Here is a 17819-nt window from a genome sequence, read left to right on the forward strand (position 1 = left end):
GCCGGACTCCTCGCGTGGGTTCGCCTGCCCGGCGCCTGACGGTCGCTCGTCCAGCGCCACGCTGGCAGCGCAAGGCCCCTCGCCAGGGCCAGGAACAATCCCCTTCTTCCCTCCGGGGGAGAAGAACGGCCCGGCCAGACCGTGCCGGACCACCGCTTTCGCGTGCACCTCACGCCCCATATCCAGGCCGCCGAGACGGCCGCCAGACCAGGAGAGAGCAAGATGCTGAGCTGGGACGAATTCGACAAAGAAGACCCGACCGAAGCCAAGGCCGCGCCCGCCGCCGCCCAGGCCGTTGCCCAGGGCCATGACAAGCTGGACGACGAAGCCGCCGGCTCGGTGGAAGAAGCGCGCGCCGTTTCCGCCGACGACTCCGACGCCGTCGCCCGCGCCAAGAAGGCCCTGAACGACCTCGACATCCAGGAAGGCCTGGACGACCTCGAAGGCTCCGCCGCGCGCGTGCAGGTCGGCGACAAGCAGATGATCAACGCCCGCGCCGACCTCAACCAGCTCGTCCCCTTCAAGTACGACTGGGCCTGGCAGAAGTATCTGGATGGTTGCGCCAACCACTGGATGCCGCAGGAAGTCAACATGAACGCCGACATCGCCCTGTGGAAGAGCAAGGACGGCCTCAGCGAAGACGAGCGGCGCATCGTCATGCGCAACCTCGGCTTCTTCTCCACCGCCGACTCCCTGGTCGCCAACAACCTGGTGCTGGCCGTGTACCGCCTGATCACCAACCCCGAGTGCCGCCAGTACATCCTGCGCCAGGCCTTCGAAGAGGCGATCCACACCCACGCCTACCAGTACTGCATCGAGTCGCTGGGCATGGACGAGGGCGAGATCTTCAACATGTACCACGAGATCCCCAGCGTGGCGAAGAAGGCCTCGTGGGGCCTGAAGTACACCCGCTCGATCTCCGACCCGATGTTCCAGACCGGCACCCCGGAAACCGACCGCCAGTTCCTGCGCAACCTGATCGCCTACTACTGCGTGCTGGAAGGCATCTTCTTCTACTGCGGCTTCACCCAGATCCTCTCCATGGGCCGCCGCAACAAGATGACCGGCACCGCCGAGCAGTTCCAGTACATCCTCCGCGACGAGTCGATGCACCTGAACTTCGGCATCGACGTGATCAACCAGATCAAGATCGAGAACCCGCACCTGTGGGACGCCCAGATGAAGGACGAGGCGACCCAGATGATCCTCCAGGGCACCCAGTTGGAGATCGAATACGCGCGCGACACCATGCCGCGCGGGGTGTTGGGGATGAACGCGGCGATGATGGAGGACTACCTGAAGTTCATCGCCAACCGGCGCCTGACCCAGATCGGCCTGAAGGAAGAGTATCCGGGGACCACCAACCCGTTCCCGTGGATGTCGGAGATCATGGACCTGAAGAAGGAGAAGAACTTCTTCGAGACGCGGGTTATCGAGTACCAGACGGGCGGAGCACTGAGCTGGGATTGAGATTCTCGATTTAGGTCAAGACCGTTAGACGCTGTTGCCGGAAAGGGATTTTTGGGGCAGTGGTAGAGAAAAGAGCCCCGCCTTGTGCGGGGCTCTTCATTAAAGAGAAAAACATGCCCAACCATTCACTCAATCTGAAACCTTCGTAGGGCGAATAACGCGCAGCGTTATCCGCCACCTGGCCAAGGTACGCTCCGAAATCCCTCTGGATACACGGATGATCCCCAATGCCAAGCTACCGACGAACCTGGGTCCCTGGCGGCACCTATTTCTTCACCGTCACCCTGCATGACCGCCGCTCTAACCTGCTGACCCGCGAAATCGACCTGCTGCGCCGCGTGGTCGCTCAGACCAGGCACCGGCATCCCTTCCGCATCGATGCCTGGGTCGTGCTGCCGGAACACATGCATTGCCTCTGGACCCTGCCGCCCCACGATGCCGATTTCGCCACCCGCTGGAAGGTCATCAAGTCCGGCTTCGCACGGCGCATCCCCTGCCACGAATCACGTACCCTCGCGCAACGGCGGCGAGGACAACGCGCCATCTGGCAACACCGCTACTGGGAACACCTGATTCGCAATGACACGGACTACCGGCGCCATTTCGACTACATCCATCTCAACCCTGTGAAACACGGGCTGGTTACGGCGGTCAAGGACTGGCCCTTCTCCACCTTCCACCGGGCCGTAGCTGAAGGGCTTTATCCCAAGGATTGGGCCGGTGATCCTTCCTTGGAGGTCCGAGCGGCGGAGCGGGTTTGAGTCTGCTGGCGGATAACGGCTGTGCCGTTACTCGCTCTACCCCGGCTACCAAGTCTTTTTCTCGGCCTCGCAGGATGGCCGGCCCCGAGAAAGTAACCAAAGCGCTTGCCCCTGCATTCGACCTCCTACACGACGATTCCGCTCGGCCTCCTGATGGGGCGGACCGGAGCGTCGATGTTTCTCTGGAAGAGGTAGGGCGAATAACGCGAAGCGTTATCCGCAACTACACAGGATTTTCCTGTAACGCCCGAGCATCGGGGGATTGAAAGAACTTCGTCAAGTCGATGTACAAGCAATGGCTTCAGAGAATCGGCGGATAACTGCTTTGCAGTTATTCGCCCTACCGTTGACCGCTATCGGTGCGCTCCATAATCATTCTTCGGCGCTAAGAACGCATACCACCCAGCGGCAAACCGCTCCCGAAAGTAGCGGTGTATTCCATTGAGGAAATGCGTATGCCATTCGTTTTTCAACCCACCCCATTCATCCCCTCGCGGCACGACACCAACACCACCTCCCCGGAGGTGCGCCATGTCTGACACCCTCCTCCACCCCAGCCGTTTCACCCACCACCATCGGGTCCTGCGCGCCGTGCTGCTGGATGAGGAAGGCTGGTTCGTGTTCTCCGACCTGGCACGGCTGCTGGGCCGTTACCTGGGCGGTCGGGCGCCGGCGGCGTTGTGTGACGAGGCGCCGTGGTCGCTGGCGACGGCGGAACAGCGCGAGCGCTTGTTCGCCCTCTGCCATGCGCTGGAGCGGCATCTGGATGCCGACCAGTGGCGGCTCGCCTGGCTCCACGACGAACGCCACGGGCCACGTCAGGACTGCCTGGTCAGCGAGTCCGGGCTCTACGCCCTGCTCTGGCTCGCCGTACCCGGCGCGGCGCGAGGCTTGCTGTAGTGGTCTACTGATCCCGGACACCGATTTAGGCGAGAATCCTCGCCGTGAGAGAGGTGTCTGATGAGCAAGCAACGACGTACGTTTTCCGCCGAGTTCAAACGAGAGGCTGCCGCCTTGGTGCTGGACCAAGGCTACAGCCATATCGACGCCTGCCGTTCGCTGGGGGTGGTGGACTCGGCCTTGCGCCGTTGGGTGAAGCAGCTCGAGGCGGAGCGCCAGGGTGTGACCCCGAAGAGCAAGGCGTTGACGCCTGAGCAGCAAAAGATCCAGAAGCTGGAAGCCCGGATCAACCGCCTGGAGCGGGAGAAAGCGATATTAAAAAAGGCTACCGCTCTCTTGATGTCGGACGAACTCGATCGTACGCGCTGATAGACCAGTTGAGTGAGCAGGAGTCGGTGGAAGTGGTCTGTTCAGCTTTCGATGTGGCGCGGTCTTGCTACTACGTCCACCGTCTTCGACGGCGGCGTGTCGATGCTCGCCGCGTGGCGCTACGCAGCCAGGTCAACCAGTTGTTCAGCCAGAGTCGGGGCTCGGCCGGCAGCCGCAGCATTCTGGGCATGCTGCGCGAAGAGGGCGTGACCATCGGCCGTTTCCGAGTGCGTCGGTTGATGCGTGAGCTGGGCCTGGTTAGCAAGCAACCGGGCTCGCACGCCTACAAACAGGCCACGGTTGAGCGGCCGGATATCCCGAATCGGCTGAACCGCGAATTCGCGACCGAGCATCCCAATCAGGTGTGGTGTGGCGACATCACCTACGTCTGGGCGCAAGGCCGTTGGCACTACCTGGCCGCGGTGCTGGATCTGCATACCCGGCGGGTGATCGGTTGGGCGTTCTCGGCCAAGCCGGATGCCGAGCTTGTGATCAAGGCCCTGGACATGGCCTACGAACAGCGCGGCAGGCCACAGCAGGTGCTGTTCCATTCAGACCAGGGCAGCCAGTACGCCAGCCGCCTGTTTCGGCAACGGCTCTGGCGCTATCGGATGCAGCAGAGCATGAGCCGTCGGGGGAATTGCTGGGATAACTCGCCGATGGAGCGCCTGTTCCGCAGTCTGAAGTCGGAGTGGGTCCCGTCAACGGGTTACCTGACGGCGCAGGAGGCCCAACGGGACATCAGTCATTACCTGATGCACCGCTACAACTGGATCAGGCCGCATCAATTCAACGACGGGCTACCGCCTGCGGTGGCCGAAGAAAAACTCAACCCACTGTCCGGGATGGGTTGACCACTACATGCGTCGTTGGGTCAGCGGCTCGGTGCTGCCCTGCCTGCGCAGCCAGTCCCGCCCCCACGCCACGCCCCAGCGCGCCATGCTGCGCTGGAAAACCGCCGAGATCGACACCCTGCACTGGCAAGGCAAGACCTGGATCCCCCTCTCCGACTGCCCGCACTTCCTCGACAGCCCACGCCCGCTGATCCGGGCCTGATCCCGCCACATGCCCTGAAAGGAGTCAGGGCTTGAGCAATGGCGGACGCCACTCGTTCATGCAAGTCGACGCTCGTCACCGGATAGAGCGGCGGTTTCAGCCAGACGTTTTTCCTTGATAACCCTCCTGGGCTGGCAGCACCCGCCCACCTCAGCCATGATTCCCTCTCAGCCCCAGCGGAACCCCGACATGGACGCCAAAGCCCTGCTCCTCGGCAGCCTCTGCCTGGCCGCCCCATTCGCCGACGCGGCGACGCTCGACAATGCCCTCTCCGCCTGCCTCGCCGCCCGGCTCGGTGCGCCGCACACGGCGGAGGGCCAGTTGCACCTGCCACTCACCCTGGAGGCCCGGCGTTCCACCGGCGAATGCGGCTGTACCTCGGCGCTGGTGCGTTATCGGCTGCTGGCCACGCAGGCCAATGCGCAGGCGCTGGTCCTTCAGGAAGGCCTGCTCGACGGTCGCCACGAAGGCGTCCGCACGCTGATGCTGGCGGCGGATACGCGACTGGCGACTGACAGGACGCTCGCGGTGCGTCTCGGCTGCGCCAGCGCCGATTGACTGTCCACCGATCCAGCGACGGCCGGCGCGGCGCCTCCACCTGTCTTGCAAACGGCGCTTCACCGCTCTGAAACCGGCACACCGGCGACAATCTCGGATCTCCGGCCAATGCTCGCCTTCCGCGCCTGCTTCCACGATGAAAGCCCGCCTTGCATCCAGCCGGGCGGGTCTTCGGCCTATCCATCGAAAATCTGGTCTATTCCAAATCCCTGAAATTTCTCAATAAATGCCGTGCATCCCTCCTCCCGGTGCGAGGCTTTTGCATTAATCCAGGGCATTCCCTCGCAAAATTCGAATCCTTTTGCACTATTTTTGGTCTATACCAATAAAAATCACGGTGCTAGATTGGCCTCCGTTCACCGATCCGCCTGATCGGATCGCCGGGCAAGCCCCGCCATTACTGATCAACACCCCATGGCTATCTCGGCATGGCCGAGAAGGAGCGCGTCACCAGCCCCAACCTTGCGTGAAAAAAGTCATGGTCAAAGGCATCTGGCCTAGACCATGCATCCGGACAGCTTTGCAGCAGCACAACAAGAACAACCTCCCCGCACTGTCTAGACCCATAGGGACCCACATGAACAACCACAACGGTACCCTGCACCGTGGCTGGCAATCGCTCCAGCGCTGGCGCATCCAGATCTTCGTCATCACCTGGCTGGCCTACGCCGCCTTCTACTTCACCCGCAAGGCCTTCTCGGTGGCCAAGCTCGGCATCGCCGAAGACCCCTCCTTCGAACTCGACAAGAGCGCCATGGCCGATCTCGATGCCCTCTACCTGGCCGCCTACGCCGTGGGCCAGTTCATGTGGGGGGTGTTCGCCGACCGCTTCGGCACCCGCGTGGTGGTGCTCGGCGGTTTGCTCACCTCGGCGCTGGCAGCGCTGGCGATGGGCACCTTCGCCACCCTGCCGATCTTCGCCGCCTGCATGGTGGTCCAGGGCCTGGCGCAGTCCACCGGCTGGTCGGGGCTGTGCAAGAACATCGGCGCCTTCTTCGCCACCCACGAGCGCGGCCGCGTGCTCGGCCTGTGGAGTACCTGCTACGCCTTCGGCGGGCTGGTGGCGACGCCGTTCGCCGGCTGGTGCGCCTACCAGCTGACGCACGACTGGCGCATGGCCTTCCTGTGCTCGGCGGGAGTGGTGCTGGCGGTGGCCGTGCTGTTCTTCTTCCTCCAGCGCAACCGTCCGCAGGACGTCGGCCTGCCGCCCGTGGAGGCCGAGGCCGCGCCCTCCGCCAACGCGCCCCGGCCGAGCCATTCCGGCGCCCTGTCGAAGGCGCTGAGGAATCCCCACGTGCTGGTCCTCGGCATCGCCTACTTCCTGCTCAAGCCGGCGCGCTACGCGATCCTGCTCTGGGGCCCGGTGATCATCTACGAACGCATGCCGGAGATCGGCAAGGTCGCCTCGGCCATCGTGCCTTCGGCCTTCGAAGTCGCCGGGCTGGCCGGGCCGATCCTCATCGGCCTGGCCTCGGACAAGCTGTTCGGCGCCCGCCGCATGCCGGCCTGCGTGCTCAGCCTGGCGGCGCTGACCGTGTGCCTGGCGTTGTTCGTGCCGGCGATGCAGAGCGGCAGCCTGTACCTGGTGGTCGGCCTGCTGTTCATGATGGGCATCACCCTCTACGGGCCGGACTCGATGATCAGCGGCGCCGCCGCCATCGACTTCGGCACCAGCGAGGCGGCCGGCACCGCCACCGGCTTCGTCAACGGCTGCGGCTCGGTCGGGGCGATCCTCGGCGGCCTGCTGCCGGGCTACTTCGATACCCTCACGGTGTTCTTCGTGTTCACCGCCACCGCGCTGCTCGCCAGCCTGCTGCTGGTGCCGTTCTGGAACAGCCGGCCGGGCGCGCGCCAGGCCGAGCCGGCGGCGAGCATCGCCGGCGCGCCGCTGCTGGCGGCCGGCAAGGCGCGTTGAAGCTTTCCCCACTCACCCGCCCGGCCGCCAGGCGCGCCGGGCCAACCATCAGCGAACAAGGAACTGCCTATGCCACTTGCCCTCTTCGACCTCGACGACACCCTGATCGACGGTGACTGCGCGACCCTCTGGGGGCGCTACATGACCGAACTGGGCTGGGTCGAGAAGACCGCGTTCCTGCACCAGGAAAGCCGCCTCATGGAACTCTACGCCGAGGGTCGGCTGGCCATGGAGGACTACATGGACTTCAGCCTGGCGCCCATCGCCGGACGTACCCCGGCGGAGATCGCCAGCGCCGTCGAGGATTTCGTCGCGCGGATCATCGTACCGCGCATCCACGCCGACGCCGTGCGCTGCCTGGAACGCCACCGCCGGGCCGGCGACCGCCTGCTGATCATCTCCGCCTCGGCGCACTTCCTGGTCAGCGCCATCGGCCGCCGGCTGGGGGTGGACGAGGTGCTGGCGATCGACATCGAGGAGCGCGATGGTCTCTACACCGGGCGCACCCGCGGCACCCTCACCTACCGCGAGGGCAAGGTCCGGCGCCTCGACGCCTGGCTGGCCCAGGAGGACGAGACGCTGGCCGGCGCGACCTTCTATTCCGACTCGCGCAACGACCTGCCGCTGCTCTCGCGGGTCGACCGGCCGCACACGGTGAACCCCGACCCGGCGCTGCTCGGCCACGCCCGCGAGGCCGGCTGGCCGGTGCTGGAGTGGCGCTGAGAAGGCGCGCCGCGCTATACCGCCGGCGGCCCGGAAGCATTACCCTGTAGCCCCCGAAGCCCCAGCGGAGAAGCGCCGATATGCGCGACGAGCCGTCCCGCCCCCTGACGGTGATCTACCAGTCCCTGCGCGAGCAGATCGAGCGCGGCCTGCTCGCGCGCGGCAGCAAGCTGCCCAGCGAGCGGCAACTGAGCGAATTGTTCTCGACCACCCGCATCACCCTGCGCGAGGCCCTCGGCCAGTTGGAGGACCAGGGCCTGATCTACCGCGAGGAACGCCGCGGCTGGTTCGTCTCGCCGCAGCGGTTGCTGTACAACCCGCTGGTGCGCAGCCACTTCCACGCGATGGTCGCCGACCAGGGCCGGGTGCCGGAGACCGAGGTGCTCGGCGCGGCGATGATCCCGGCCAGCGTCGACATCTGCCAGCGCCTGGAGCTGCCGGCGCTGTCGCGGGTATTCCAGATCCGCCGGGCGCGGCGGGTCGACGGGCGGCTGGTGCTGTACGTCGAGCACTACCTGAATCCCGCCTACTTTCCCGGCATCGAGCGCTTCGACCTGACTCGCTCGCTGACCGATCTCTACGCCAATCACTACGGCATCCGCTACGGCCGGGTGCGCTTCGAGATGCTCCCGACCATCCTCCCGGCGGAGGCCGCCGGGCCGCTGCGGGTCTCGGTGGGCAGCCCGGCGCTGCGGATCGTGCGGGTCAACCGCGACCAGTCGGGACGCCTGATCGACTGCGACCTGGAGTACTGGCGCCACGACGCGCTGCAGGTCAACGTCGAGGTGCCCGAGTAGCGCCTCCCGCCCTCCCCACGGTTGGCCGGAACGCGTCGCGCCGGCGCCGAGGATTGCGACGGACCGCGGCGACCTGCTAAAAGCGGGTGGTCATTCGAAAACGCGATATCGCCATGAGCGACAGTGAAAAACCGAATAGCCGCCTGTTCGACCTCGACCTGCTCCGTGCTATCGTCACGGTGGCCGACTGCGGCAGCTTCACCACCGCCGCCGCGCGCCTGCACTCGACCCAGTCGACCGTCAGCCAGAAGGTCCGGCGCCTGGAAGAACTGGCCGGGCACCGCCTGCTCGAACGCGGCAACCGCGACGTGCTGCCGACCGATGCCGGCGATACCTTGCTCGGCTACGCCCGCCGCCTGCTGGCGCTGAACGACGAGCTGGCCGAGGCGTTGTCCGGCGCCACCGTGGCGCTGACGGTACGCATCGGCGTGCCGGACGACTTCGCCGCCGGCCGCACCACCGAGCAACTGGCGGCGTTCAACCGGCGCTACCCGCAGGTCAAGCTGGAGGTCACCAGCGGCATGAGCCGCGACCTCAGCGCCAGCTACGACCGCGGCGAACTCGACCTGGTACTGCTCAAGCAGCGCCGCGCCAGCCGCGAGGCGCTGGCCTGCTGGCCGGAAAAGACGCGCTGGGTCGACAGCGCCAGGAACCCCTGCATCGACCTCGATCCGCTGCCGATCGTCACTTTCCCGCCGCGCGGGGTCTATCGCGACGAGATGATCGCCGCGCTGGAGGCGGTCGGCCGGCGCTGGCACATCAGCTTCACCAGTTCCAGCCTCAGCGGCCTGCAATCGGCCATCGCCGATGGCATGGGCATCGGCCTGCTGCCGCTGCGCGCGGTGAGCGCAGGCCATGCGGTGCTGCCGAAGAACGCCGGGCTACCGGCGGTGGACGTGTTCGAAGTGGCGCTGCTGCACCGGCCGGCGGCGGACCCGATGGTGAAGGCGCTGGCACGCGTGCTATCGCGGGTGCTGGCGGAAGATACGCGTGGCCGGCCCACATTCGATAAATGAATACGGTGGATTCCAACATTTAATTTGTGCATGCGAGGGGCGCTGGATATCGTTGCCGTCAGCAACGGCTCGTGCCCAGCCCGCTTCATCCGGCGGCGCGCGTCGGCAGCAAGACAACAACGAGGAAACGCTCCATGTCCAAGTCCAGCTACTACGCGCCGCACGGCGGGCACCCGGCACAGACCGAGCTGCTCACCGACCGGGCGATGTTCACCGAAGCCTACGCCGTGATTCCCAAGGGCGTGATGCGCGATATCGTCACCAGCCACCTGCCCTTCTGGGACAACATGCGCATGTGGGTGATCGCCCGCCCGTTGTCCGGCTTCGCCGAGACCTTCTCGCAGTACATCGTCGAACTGGCGCCCAACGGCGGCAGCGACAAGCCGGAACAGGATCCCAACGCCGAGGCCGTGCTGTTCGTGGTGGAAGGCGAGCTGAGCCTGACCCTGCAGGGCCAGGTCCATGCCATGCAGCCGGGCGGCTACGCCTTCATCCCGCCGGGCGCCGACTACAAGGTGCGCAACACCACCGGCCAGCACACCCGCTTCCACTGGATCCGCAAGCACTACCAGAAGGTCGACGGCGTACCGCTGCCGGAAGCCTTCGTCACCAACGAGCAGGACATCCAGCCGCTGGTGATGCCGGACACCGAGGGCCGCTGGAGCACCACGCGCTTCGTCGACATGAGCGACATGCGCCACGACATGCACGTCAACATCGTCAACTTCGAGCCGGGCGGCGTGATCCCCTTCGCCGAGACCCATGTGATGGAGCACGGCCTGTACGTGCTGGAAGGCAAGGCGGTGTACCGCCTGAACCAGGACTGGGTAGAGGTGGAAGCCGGCGACTTCATGTGGCTGCGCGCCTTCTGCCCGCAGGCCTGCTATTCCGGCGGCCCGGGTCGCTTCCGCTACCTGCTGTACAAGGACGTCAACCGGCACATGCGCCTGACCCTCAATGCGCCGCATTGAGGAGAACGGCTAGCCCGAACCTGAAGAACCCGGCGAACGCTCGCCGGGTTCTTTCGTTTTCGCCGCCCGTCCGGGCCGCGCGGCGTGCCCGCCGCCGACGCCGTTACGGCGAACCGAACATGGCCGTCCAGTAGATACCCGCGTCGCTCTTCGGATCGGTGGCATAGCCCGCGCCCAGCTCGCGGTAGCCGGGGTTCATCAGGTTGGCGCAATGGCCGGGGCTGGCCAGCCAGCCGTCGACCACCTTGGCCACGCCATCCTGGCCGGCGGCGATGTTCTCGCCGATCAGCCCGCCGCCGTAGCCGGCCAGTTCGGCACGGTCGCCAGGCGTGCGGCCGTCGCGGTCGAGATGGTCGAAGAAGTTGTCGTTGGCCATCGCCCGCGCATGCGCCTCGGCGGCACCGCCGAGGGTGGCGTTCCAAGCCAGCGGCGGCGCCGCGGCGTAGGACTTGCCGCCGCACTGGCGCGCCTGCCCGCGGGCCACGTTGATCCGCTCCAGCAGCTTCTGCCCTTCCGCCTGCCAGTCGCCCATGCCGCCGCTGAGCAGCGGCCGCGCCAGGACGATGCGCCAGTCGCGGTCCTGGCGGCTGACGCCAATGTCGACGAATTGCGGGTCGAGCACCACGCGGCAGAAGCTTTCCTCCAGGGCCTTCATCGCCGCGCCGGCGTCGCGCGGGCCGGAGAGGCTGATCGACTGCACGTTGACCATCGGGTAGGACGCCCGCGCCATGGCCTGCTGCAGGTCGCCGGAAGCATTCACCGGCAGCGCCAGGCGCGGGTCGGCGGACAACGGCGGCAACTCGCCGCTGGCCTGTCCGGCACAGCTCTGCGGCTGGCTACGGTAGGCGTTGATCGCCTCGACCAGTTGCGCCTCGTCGGCGGCGCTGGCGGCCGTGGCCAGCGCCAGCCCGAGCGCGAGTACGGACAAGGGCGGGATGCTTGGGATTGCCATGGAAATCTCCTCGGTCTGGTGGCCGCCATGATGCGCGATTCCGCGGCGCGCCGCATTCGACCGGAATCCGCCGCCAGCGTTGCAGGCTCAGGCCGGCGCGTCGGTGAACGCCTCCACCAGCCGCTCGATCACCGCGCGGACCCCGGCCTGCCTGCTGGCGCCGGCAGTCGACGGGAAACCCGAGGACCAGCCGTTGAAGGGCTACGAGATCTGCGTGTTCCCCGACGCACTGGACACCGGCGCAACCTGGAGATCGGCTACATGCCCGGCCCGCTGCCATGGCTGGTGTCGGCAAGCTGGCCGCCGAGCCCCTCCTCGAAGCGGTCTCCCGCTGAGCCCCCCAGCGTTCCCCGCCACGCGCGCCGGGGAACGCTGCCGTTCGTCCCGGCGTCATCGAACTTAAACCACCCGCGCGCAGCATCGTCTTCCAGGAAAGGAATCGGCCATCGCCGGGCGCCGGGCGGTGAAAGACGAATCGATGACTGCACAGAAAGAAAACTCTGACAGCACGCCCACTAGCCGCTCCAGCAGCCGGCCGCTACCGTGCGAGGCCTTCGCAAGAACAGCCGAACCAGAGGAGAACCTCATGTCACTGCCGCCGTACCTCCAGCCCGGCGACAAGCTCGTGCTCTACGACGAACACTGCCGTTTCTGCGGCCTCTGGAGCAGCTTCCTGGCACGTCGCGCGGACGCCCGCCTGAAACTGTGCGCCGCCCAGTCCGCCGAGGGCCGGGCGATCCTCGAATGGTTCGGCCTGGCACCCGGGCATTTCGACACCTGGCTGTTCATCGATGGCGCCTATGCCTGCGACGACAGCGACGCCCTCCTGGAAGTCCTGCGCCTGCTACCGGGGCCCTGGCGCCATCTGCGCTGGCTGCGCCTGCTGCCGGCCTGGCTGCGCGACGAATGTCACGAGGCGCTGCGGCGCAACCGCTGGCACTGGTTCGGCCGCCAGCATCCGGCCCCGCGCCGACGCTCCTGGCGGACCCGCCGGGCCTGACGCCTCGCCGCAGCGGCCATGTTCCCCTCTGCCACGCACCGCCCGAGCGTGGCTGCCGGGCCCAGGTGAGCACGCGACGGGCGGTTTTCCTTTTCAGGCGCGGCCCAGCCAGTCGCCGCGGATCATTTCCATCAGCTGGCGCAAGCCCGGCTGCGGCTGGCGCCGGCTCGGATAATAGAGGCAGAACGGCGCGCCCATCGAGGTCCATTCCGGCAGTACCAGGCGCAGGCGGTCGCTGCGCAGTTCCTCGGCGATCCCCACCTCCAGGCAATAGGCCAGGCCGACACCATCCAGCGCCGCGGCGACCGCCGCGTTGCTCTCGTTGACGCTGAGCGGGCCGGGCACGTCGACCGCGACCATCCGCTCGCCGTCGCCCAGTTCCCACTTGTAGAACGAGTTGTCGCCCAGGCGCATGCGGATGCAGGCGTGCCGCAGCAGGTCGTCCGGCCGCTCGGGCACGCCGTGCCGCGCCAGGTAGTCGGGCGCCGCGGCCACCACCCAGCGCAATTCCCCGGTCAGCGGCACCGCGACCATGTCCTGCGGTACCGTCCCGCCGTAGCGGATCCCGGCATCGTAGCCATCGGCGACGATGTCGACCATGCGGTCCTCCACCGACAGCTCCAGTTGCAGGTCCGGATAGGCCTCGGTGAAGCGCCTCAGCACCGGCCCCACCAGCAGCCGCGAGGCGTCGCGCGGCACGTTCAGGCGCAGCCGGCCCACCGGCGAGGTGCGATAGGCGTCGAGTTCGCCGAGGGCCTCGCCGATCACCTGGAAACCATCCTCCAGCTTGGCCGCCAGCGCGCTGCCGGCATCGGTGGGCACCACCGAGCGACTGGTGCGGTTGAGCAGTTTCACCCCGAGCCGCGCCTCGAGGTTGCGCATGCTGTGGCTCAACGCCGAGGTGCTGACCCCCAGTTCCTGGGCCGAATGACGGAAGCTGCGGCGCCGGACGATAGTCATGAAGACATTCAGGTCGGCGAGTTCGGCACGGGTGAAGGCCGGCATTCCGGGGCTCCTGGCAGTTCTCGGGGGTCAATGCAGCATTGAGCCACATTCAATCCCGAGTGAGCTAGGGTAATCGTTCCCTGGTGGCCCGTACGGCCGATTCGTCGACTGCCACGCAGGCCACTCGCGCCGGCGCCTTGCCGGCGAGCCTTTCCCGACCAGCAGGAGAACTTCCATGAGCGTTGAAACCATTCGCATCGCGGGCATCGACACGCCGGTCTCGCGCGTCGGCCTGGGCACCTGGGCCATCGGCGGCTGGATGTGGGGCGGCGCGGACGACGCGACCTCGGTGCGGACCATCCGCCGCGCGGTGGAATCCGGCATCAACCTGATCGACACCGCGCCGGTGTATGGCTTCGGCCATTCCGAAGAGGTCGTCGGCAAGGCCCTGCAAGGCCTGCGCGACAGGGCGGTGATCGCCACCAAGGCGGCGCTGCAGTGGAACGACGCGGGCATCCACCGCAACGCCACGGCCGCGCGTATCCGCCAGGAGGTCGAGGACTCCCTGCGACGCCTGAACACCGACCGCATCGACCTGTACCAGATCCACTGGCCGGACCCGCTGGTGCCCCACGAGGAAACCGCTGGCGAACTGGAGCGCCTGCGCCGCGACGGCAAGATCCTCGCCATCGGCGTGAGCAACTACTCGCCGGAGCAGATGGACGGCTTCCGCCGCTTCGCCCCGCTGGCCAGCGTGCAGCCGCCCTACAACCTGTTCGAGCGCGCCATCGACGCCGACGTGCTGCCCTATGCCGAGCGCCACGGCCTGGTCGTGCTGGCCTACGGCGCGCTATGCCGCGGCCTGCTCTCCGGGCGGATGAGCGCCGATACCCGTTTCGACGGCGACGACCTGCGCAAGTCCGACCCGAAGTTCCGCCAGCCGCGCTTCGGCCAGTACCTGGCGGCGGTCGCGCAACTGGAGGAACTGGCTCGCGAGCGCTATGGCAAGTCGGTGCTGGCCCTGGCCATCCGCTGGATCCTCGACCGCGGCCCGACCGTGGCGCTGTGGGGGGCGCGCAAGCCGGAGCAGTTGAACGGCATCGCCGACGCCTTCGGCTGGCGCCTGGACGACGAGGCCATGGCGCGCATCGAGCGGATCCTCGCCGAGACCATCCACGATCCGGTCGGCCCCGAGTTCATGGCGCCGCCCAGCCGCGAGGCCTGAGCATCCGGCCGGGGTGGCGGCGCCCCGGCCGCTGGCCCGGCACGCTGGCGGAAGGCACAATGGCGGACTTCCACGGACTACCGGAACAGGTTATGGAAAACGTCTACAAGACTCCGCAAGCGCCTCTGGTCGAGGACCGCCCCGCGACCCAGGCGCATTTCTTCGTCACCTCGCTGGGCAAGATGAGCGTGCTTTTCCTCGTCACCCTGGGGTTGTACGCGGTGTATTGGATGTACAAGCACTGGAAGGCCCAGCAGCCGCAGATGGAGCAACGGATCAGCCCGGTGTGGCGGGCGATCTTCGGCATCTTTTTCTTCCACGCCCTGGCGCGGCGGATCCACCGGGCCCTGCCGGGAGAACGGCAGGCGCCGTGGAGCCCGGATCACGAGGCGACCTGGGCGGTGCTGCTGACGGTCGCGGCAAACATGATCAGTCACCTCACCGACGTCATCCCGGCGCTGCAGCCCTACTCGCTGCCATCGCTCCTGCTGCTGCTCACGCCGCTGATCCCGATACGCAACATCCAGCGCCAGGCCAACCTCGCCAGCGGCGACCCGCAGGGCGCGCGCAACGCCGGCTATTCGGGCTACAACCTGCTGTTCATCGTCCTCGGCACGCTCTACTGGCTATTGATCCTGGCCGGTTCCGCGGTGATCCTCCTCGGCCTGGACCAGGGCTGAGCCTCAGCCGGGAAACGCCAGGCGCAGCAAGGCGGGCAGGACCTCGCCGGCCGTCCCGACGAGGCAGCGTTCGCGCGGATGGCCGGTGCGCACCGGTTGCGGGTTCACATGCACCACGCTGGCACCGCGCTCCAGCGCCAGCGCCGGTATCCGCGCCGCCGGCTGCACCATGCCGGAGGTGCCGACGCTGAGCAACAGGTCGCATTCGCCGGCGGCGGCGAAGGCCTCGCGCAGGGCTGTCTCGGGCAGCGCCTCGCCGAACCAGACCACCCCCGGACGCACCGGCCCACCGCAGGCCCGGCAACGCGGCGGTTCGATCCGCCGTCCCGCCTCCGGCTCCGCCGCTTCCGCCAGGGGCCCCCGGTAGGCCATGGCGCAGCCGGCGCAGCGCGGCGCGTGCAGGCTGCCGTGCAGGTGCAGGACCTCGCGACTGCCGGCGCGCTCGTGCAGGTCGTCGACGTTCTGGGTGACCAGCCGGGTATCGGCGACCCGGTCGGCGAGCGCGGCGATCGCCCGGTGCGCCGGATTCGGCTGGGCGCGCAGCACCTTCTGGCGCCGCCATTCGTACCAGCCCCAGACCAGCGCCGGATCGTCGGCGAAGGCGGCTGGCGTGGCCAGGGCCGCCGGATCGTAGCGCGCCCAGAGACCGTCGAGGGCGTCGCGGAACGTGGGTATCCCGCTTTCCGCGGAAACCCCGGCGCCAGTGAAGACCACCAGGCGGCGGGCCCCGGCGAGCAGCCCGGCGGCGTGGCGCATCGGCGTCCCTCCTCTACAGCGCGGACAACGCGCGGTATTCGTCCTGGGCGTGCTGGTCGGTCATGCCGCTGACGAAATCCTGCAGCATGCGGCAGCGGTAATAGAACTCCCACTGCTGCCGCGGCGCGGCGCCGTCCAGGCTCTTCATGGCTTCCAGGTAGGCCTTGATCTGCTGGCTCGGCAGCCGCCGCACCAGCAGTTGCGGGTGCGGGGTGGCCGCCTGGCGGCCCTCGGCGAGGGCCTGGAAATCCTCCGCCGGCAGGCGCAGCAGCGGCGCGTAGAAATCCAGCAGGCCCTGGATGATCCGGTAGCCCTGCAGTTCCAGGGTTTCCACCTCCGGATGGCAGAACACCCGTTCCATGGCCACATCCTTGAACGTCTGGACGATGGCATGCGGCAGGCTGCCGTCCTCCACCAGCGCCCGCCCGAGGGTGCCGGCGTGCACCGCCTCGAGGTTGTCGATGAACTGCCGGGCGGCATGCCGGACCAGCGGATGGATCATCTTCACCCGCAGGCGGATGAAGAACTCGCTGACCTTATTGATCGGCTCCTGCTCGGCCTTTTCCAGCGAATAGGCGACCATCCGGCGGAAGCTCATGCCCTCGCGGTCGCCAGGTACCGGCGCATCCGGCGACTGGTGGACGGCGAACTTGTCCACCAGCAGGTCGGCCAGCTGGCCGATGCCGAGGATGCCCTTTTCCACCGAGTCTTCGATATCCGCCAGGCAGTAGGAGATGTCGTCGGCCGCCTCCATGATGTAGGCCACCGGGTGGCGCGTGCCCGGGCGCATGCCGAGAGCCTGGCGCAAGTCGCCGACGAAGGCCTCCTCGGACAGATAGAAGCCCGGCTTCTTGTTCAGGTAGTGGTTCGGCGCCGCCTTGTCCGGCCTCGGCTCATGGGCCGGGCGCACGTACTTGAGCAGGCCGGCGGTCTGCGTGTAGGTAAGGTTCAGGCGCAGCAGCTTGACCACTAGGCGGATGGCCTGGGCGTTGCCCTCGAAATGCTTGAGGTCGGTGAGCATGCGCTGCTGCAGCGGCGCATCGCCCTGGCCCGGCGGTACGCGCCGCTGGAACAGGCCGTCGAGGTTGCGCTCGAACCAGTCGTTGATGGCGAACTCGCCGAAATGGCCGAACGGCGGGTTGCCGATGTCATGCATCAGGCAGGCCATCTCCACCAGGCTCTCCAGCGCGCCCTCGAGCCCGTCCAGGCCGACCTCGGCGGCGCCCGGGCCGAGCTGGGCGAACAGCGTGCGGACAATGAAGCGCCCGGTCTGCTGCACTTCCAGCGAGTGGGTCAGGCGGCTGCGCACCGCGGCATTGCGCTCCAGCGGGAAGACCTGGGTCTTCTGCTGCAGGCGGCGCACCGCGGCGGAGTTGATGATCCGCCCGCGGTCGCTTTCCAGCTGGTAGACGATCTCCTGCAGATCGTCCTCGCCGGCATGTCCGAACGACTCCCGGTCATGCGGACGCTGACGGGATATCCGTTGCTTGAAATCCACGGCCCCTGGCATCTGGCGCTGTTCTCCACTCTGTCGACTGCGAACCCCGAGCCTAGCGCGTGGCGGCGGTTTAACCAAGGTCGCGACAATCCGTCCCACTACCGTTCGCGGTGCGCCATCTTCCACGCGCCGCGGCAACTGGCAGAATACCCCGCTCGGCCCGAGCGACCCCCGCCGCAGAACGGGGGCGCCGCCGATAGTGCGTGCACCCGTGGAAACAGGAACGT

18 protein-coding genes and 1 pseudogene are annotated in these 17819 nt (G+C 67.2%); 15 read left to right on the top strand and 4 right to left on the bottom strand.

The window, feature by feature from the left end:
- The first annotated feature begins 222 nt into the window (after positions 1-222).
- The 11 genes from PSPA7_RS20070 to PSPA7_RS20125 all read left to right on the top strand — a co-directional run bounded on the left by PSPA7_RS20070 (position 223) and on the right by PSPA7_RS20125 (position 10536).
- Positions 223-1470 carry a ribonucleotide-diphosphate reductase subunit beta gene (locus tag PSPA7_RS20070; RefSeq protein ID WP_003086547.1) on the top strand — a complete coding sequence of 416 codons (1248 nt, stop codon included), beginning with the start codon at positions 223-225 and terminating at the stop codon, positions 1468-1470.
- Positions 1471-1697: 227 nt separating this feature from the next.
- Entirely contained in the window at positions 1698-2231 is a 534-nt protein-coding gene (locus tag PSPA7_RS20075) for an REP-associated tyrosine transposase (protein ID WP_012076683.1), read from the top strand.
- 531 nt (positions 2232-2762) lie between these two features.
- The gene (locus PSPA7_RS20080) at positions 2763-3131 is read left to right on the top strand and encodes a BRO-N domain-containing protein (protein WP_012076684.1); all 369 of its coding nucleotides are present in this window, start codon (positions 2763-2765) and stop codon (positions 3129-3131) included.
- Positions 3132-3191: 60 nt separating this feature from the next.
- A protein-coding gene (locus PSPA7_RS20090) for an IS3-like element IS222 family transposase (RefSeq protein ID WP_086008392.1) occupies positions 3192-4354 on the top strand; the annotation gives its coding sequence in 2 pieces (ribosomal slippage) (positions 3192-3447 and positions 3447-4354; 1164 coding nt in all).
- Positions 4355-4361: 7 nt separating this feature from the next.
- Complete coding sequence (locus PSPA7_RS20095) at positions 4362-4556, top strand: hypothetical protein (RefSeq protein WP_012076687.1); 195 nt, start codon at positions 4362-4364, stop codon at positions 4554-4556.
- A gap of 189 nt (positions 4557-4745) precedes the next feature.
- Positions 4746-5114: a DUF2195 family protein gene (locus PSPA7_RS20100; RefSeq protein ID WP_003151958.1), complete on the top strand. Its 369-nt coding sequence runs from the start codon at positions 4746-4748 to the stop codon at positions 5112-5114.
- Positions 5115-5691: 577 nt separating this feature from the next.
- The gene (locus PSPA7_RS20105) at positions 5692-7029 is read left to right on the top strand and encodes an MFS transporter (protein WP_012076689.1); all 1338 of its coding nucleotides are present in this window, start codon (positions 5692-5694) and stop codon (positions 7027-7029) included.
- A gap of 69 nt (positions 7030-7098) precedes the next feature.
- The gene (locus PSPA7_RS20110) at positions 7099-7752 is read left to right on the top strand and encodes an HAD family hydrolase (protein WP_012076690.1); all 654 of its coding nucleotides are present in this window, start codon (positions 7099-7101) and stop codon (positions 7750-7752) included.
- An 80-nt stretch (positions 7753-7832) separates the two neighbouring features.
- On the top strand, positions 7833-8549 hold the full coding sequence (locus PSPA7_RS20115; protein ID WP_003152740.1) for a UTRA domain-containing protein: 717 nt from the start codon (positions 7833-7835) through the stop codon (positions 8547-8549).
- Positions 8550-8662: 113 nt separating this feature from the next.
- On the top strand, positions 8663-9565 hold the full coding sequence (locus tag PSPA7_RS20120) for a LysR substrate-binding domain-containing protein (RefSeq protein ID WP_003152739.1): 903 nt from the start codon (positions 8663-8665) through the stop codon (positions 9563-9565).
- 134 nt (positions 9566-9699) lie between these two features.
- The gene (locus tag PSPA7_RS20125) at positions 9700-10536 is read left to right on the top strand and encodes a bifunctional allantoicase/(S)-ureidoglycine aminohydrolase (protein ID WP_003086528.1); all 837 of its coding nucleotides are present in this window, start codon (positions 9700-9702) and stop codon (positions 10534-10536) included.
- 103 nt (positions 10537-10639) lie between these two features.
- Here the strand turns inward: PSPA7_RS20125 and PSPA7_RS20130 are convergent, their stop codons facing one another.
- Positions 10640-11488: a CAP domain-containing protein gene (locus PSPA7_RS20130; protein ID WP_012076692.1), complete on the bottom strand. Its 849-nt coding sequence runs from the start codon at positions 11486-11488 to the stop codon at positions 10640-10642.
- Between the two features lie 142 nt (positions 11489-11630).
- Between PSPA7_RS20130 and PSPA7_RS32160 the strand changes: the two are divergent.
- Positions 11631-11776: pseudogene (locus PSPA7_RS32160) on the top strand (glyoxalase III HchA); the annotation flags it as partial.
- A gap of 298 nt (positions 11777-12074) precedes the next feature.
- Positions 12075-12488: a thiol-disulfide oxidoreductase DCC family protein gene (locus PSPA7_RS20135; RefSeq protein WP_003152737.1), complete on the top strand. Its 414-nt coding sequence runs from the start codon at positions 12075-12077 to the stop codon at positions 12486-12488.
- 93 nt (positions 12489-12581) lie between these two features.
- Here PSPA7_RS20135 and PSPA7_RS20140 read toward each other — a convergent pair whose 3' ends face one another.
- A complete protein-coding gene (locus PSPA7_RS20140) occupies positions 12582-13493 on the bottom strand; it encodes a LysR family transcriptional regulator (RefSeq protein WP_003152736.1) in 912 nt (303 codons plus the stop codon).
- 175 nt (positions 13494-13668) lie between these two features.
- Here PSPA7_RS20140 and PSPA7_RS20145 point away from each other — a divergent pair, with 175 nt between their 5' ends.
- Positions 13669-14658: an aldo/keto reductase gene (locus tag PSPA7_RS20145; RefSeq protein WP_012076694.1), complete on the top strand. Its 990-nt coding sequence runs from the start codon at positions 13669-13671 to the stop codon at positions 14656-14658.
- 92 nt (positions 14659-14750) lie between these two features.
- Positions 14751-15338: a DUF4234 domain-containing protein gene (locus PSPA7_RS20150; RefSeq protein ID WP_041025383.1), complete on the top strand. Its 588-nt coding sequence runs from the start codon at positions 14751-14753 to the stop codon at positions 15336-15338.
- Between the two features lie 3 nt (positions 15339-15341).
- Here PSPA7_RS20150 and PSPA7_RS20155 read toward each other — a convergent pair whose 3' ends face one another.
- Complete coding sequence (locus PSPA7_RS20155) at positions 15342-16094, bottom strand: SIR2 family NAD-dependent protein deacylase (protein WP_012076696.1); 753 nt, start codon at positions 16092-16094, stop codon at positions 15342-15344.
- 13 nt (positions 16095-16107) lie between these two features.
- Positions 16108-17604, bottom strand: a complete 1497-nt coding sequence (dgt, locus tag PSPA7_RS20160; RefSeq protein ID WP_012076697.1) for a dGTPase — start codon at positions 17602-17604, stop codon at positions 16108-16110.
- Positions 17605-17819 lie beyond the last annotated feature (215 nt).

It is taken from the genome of Pseudomonas paraeruginosa PA7 (genome assembly GCF_000017205.1).
Lineage (GTDB): Bacteria > Pseudomonadota > Gammaproteobacteria > Pseudomonadales > Pseudomonadaceae > Pseudomonas > Pseudomonas paraeruginosa.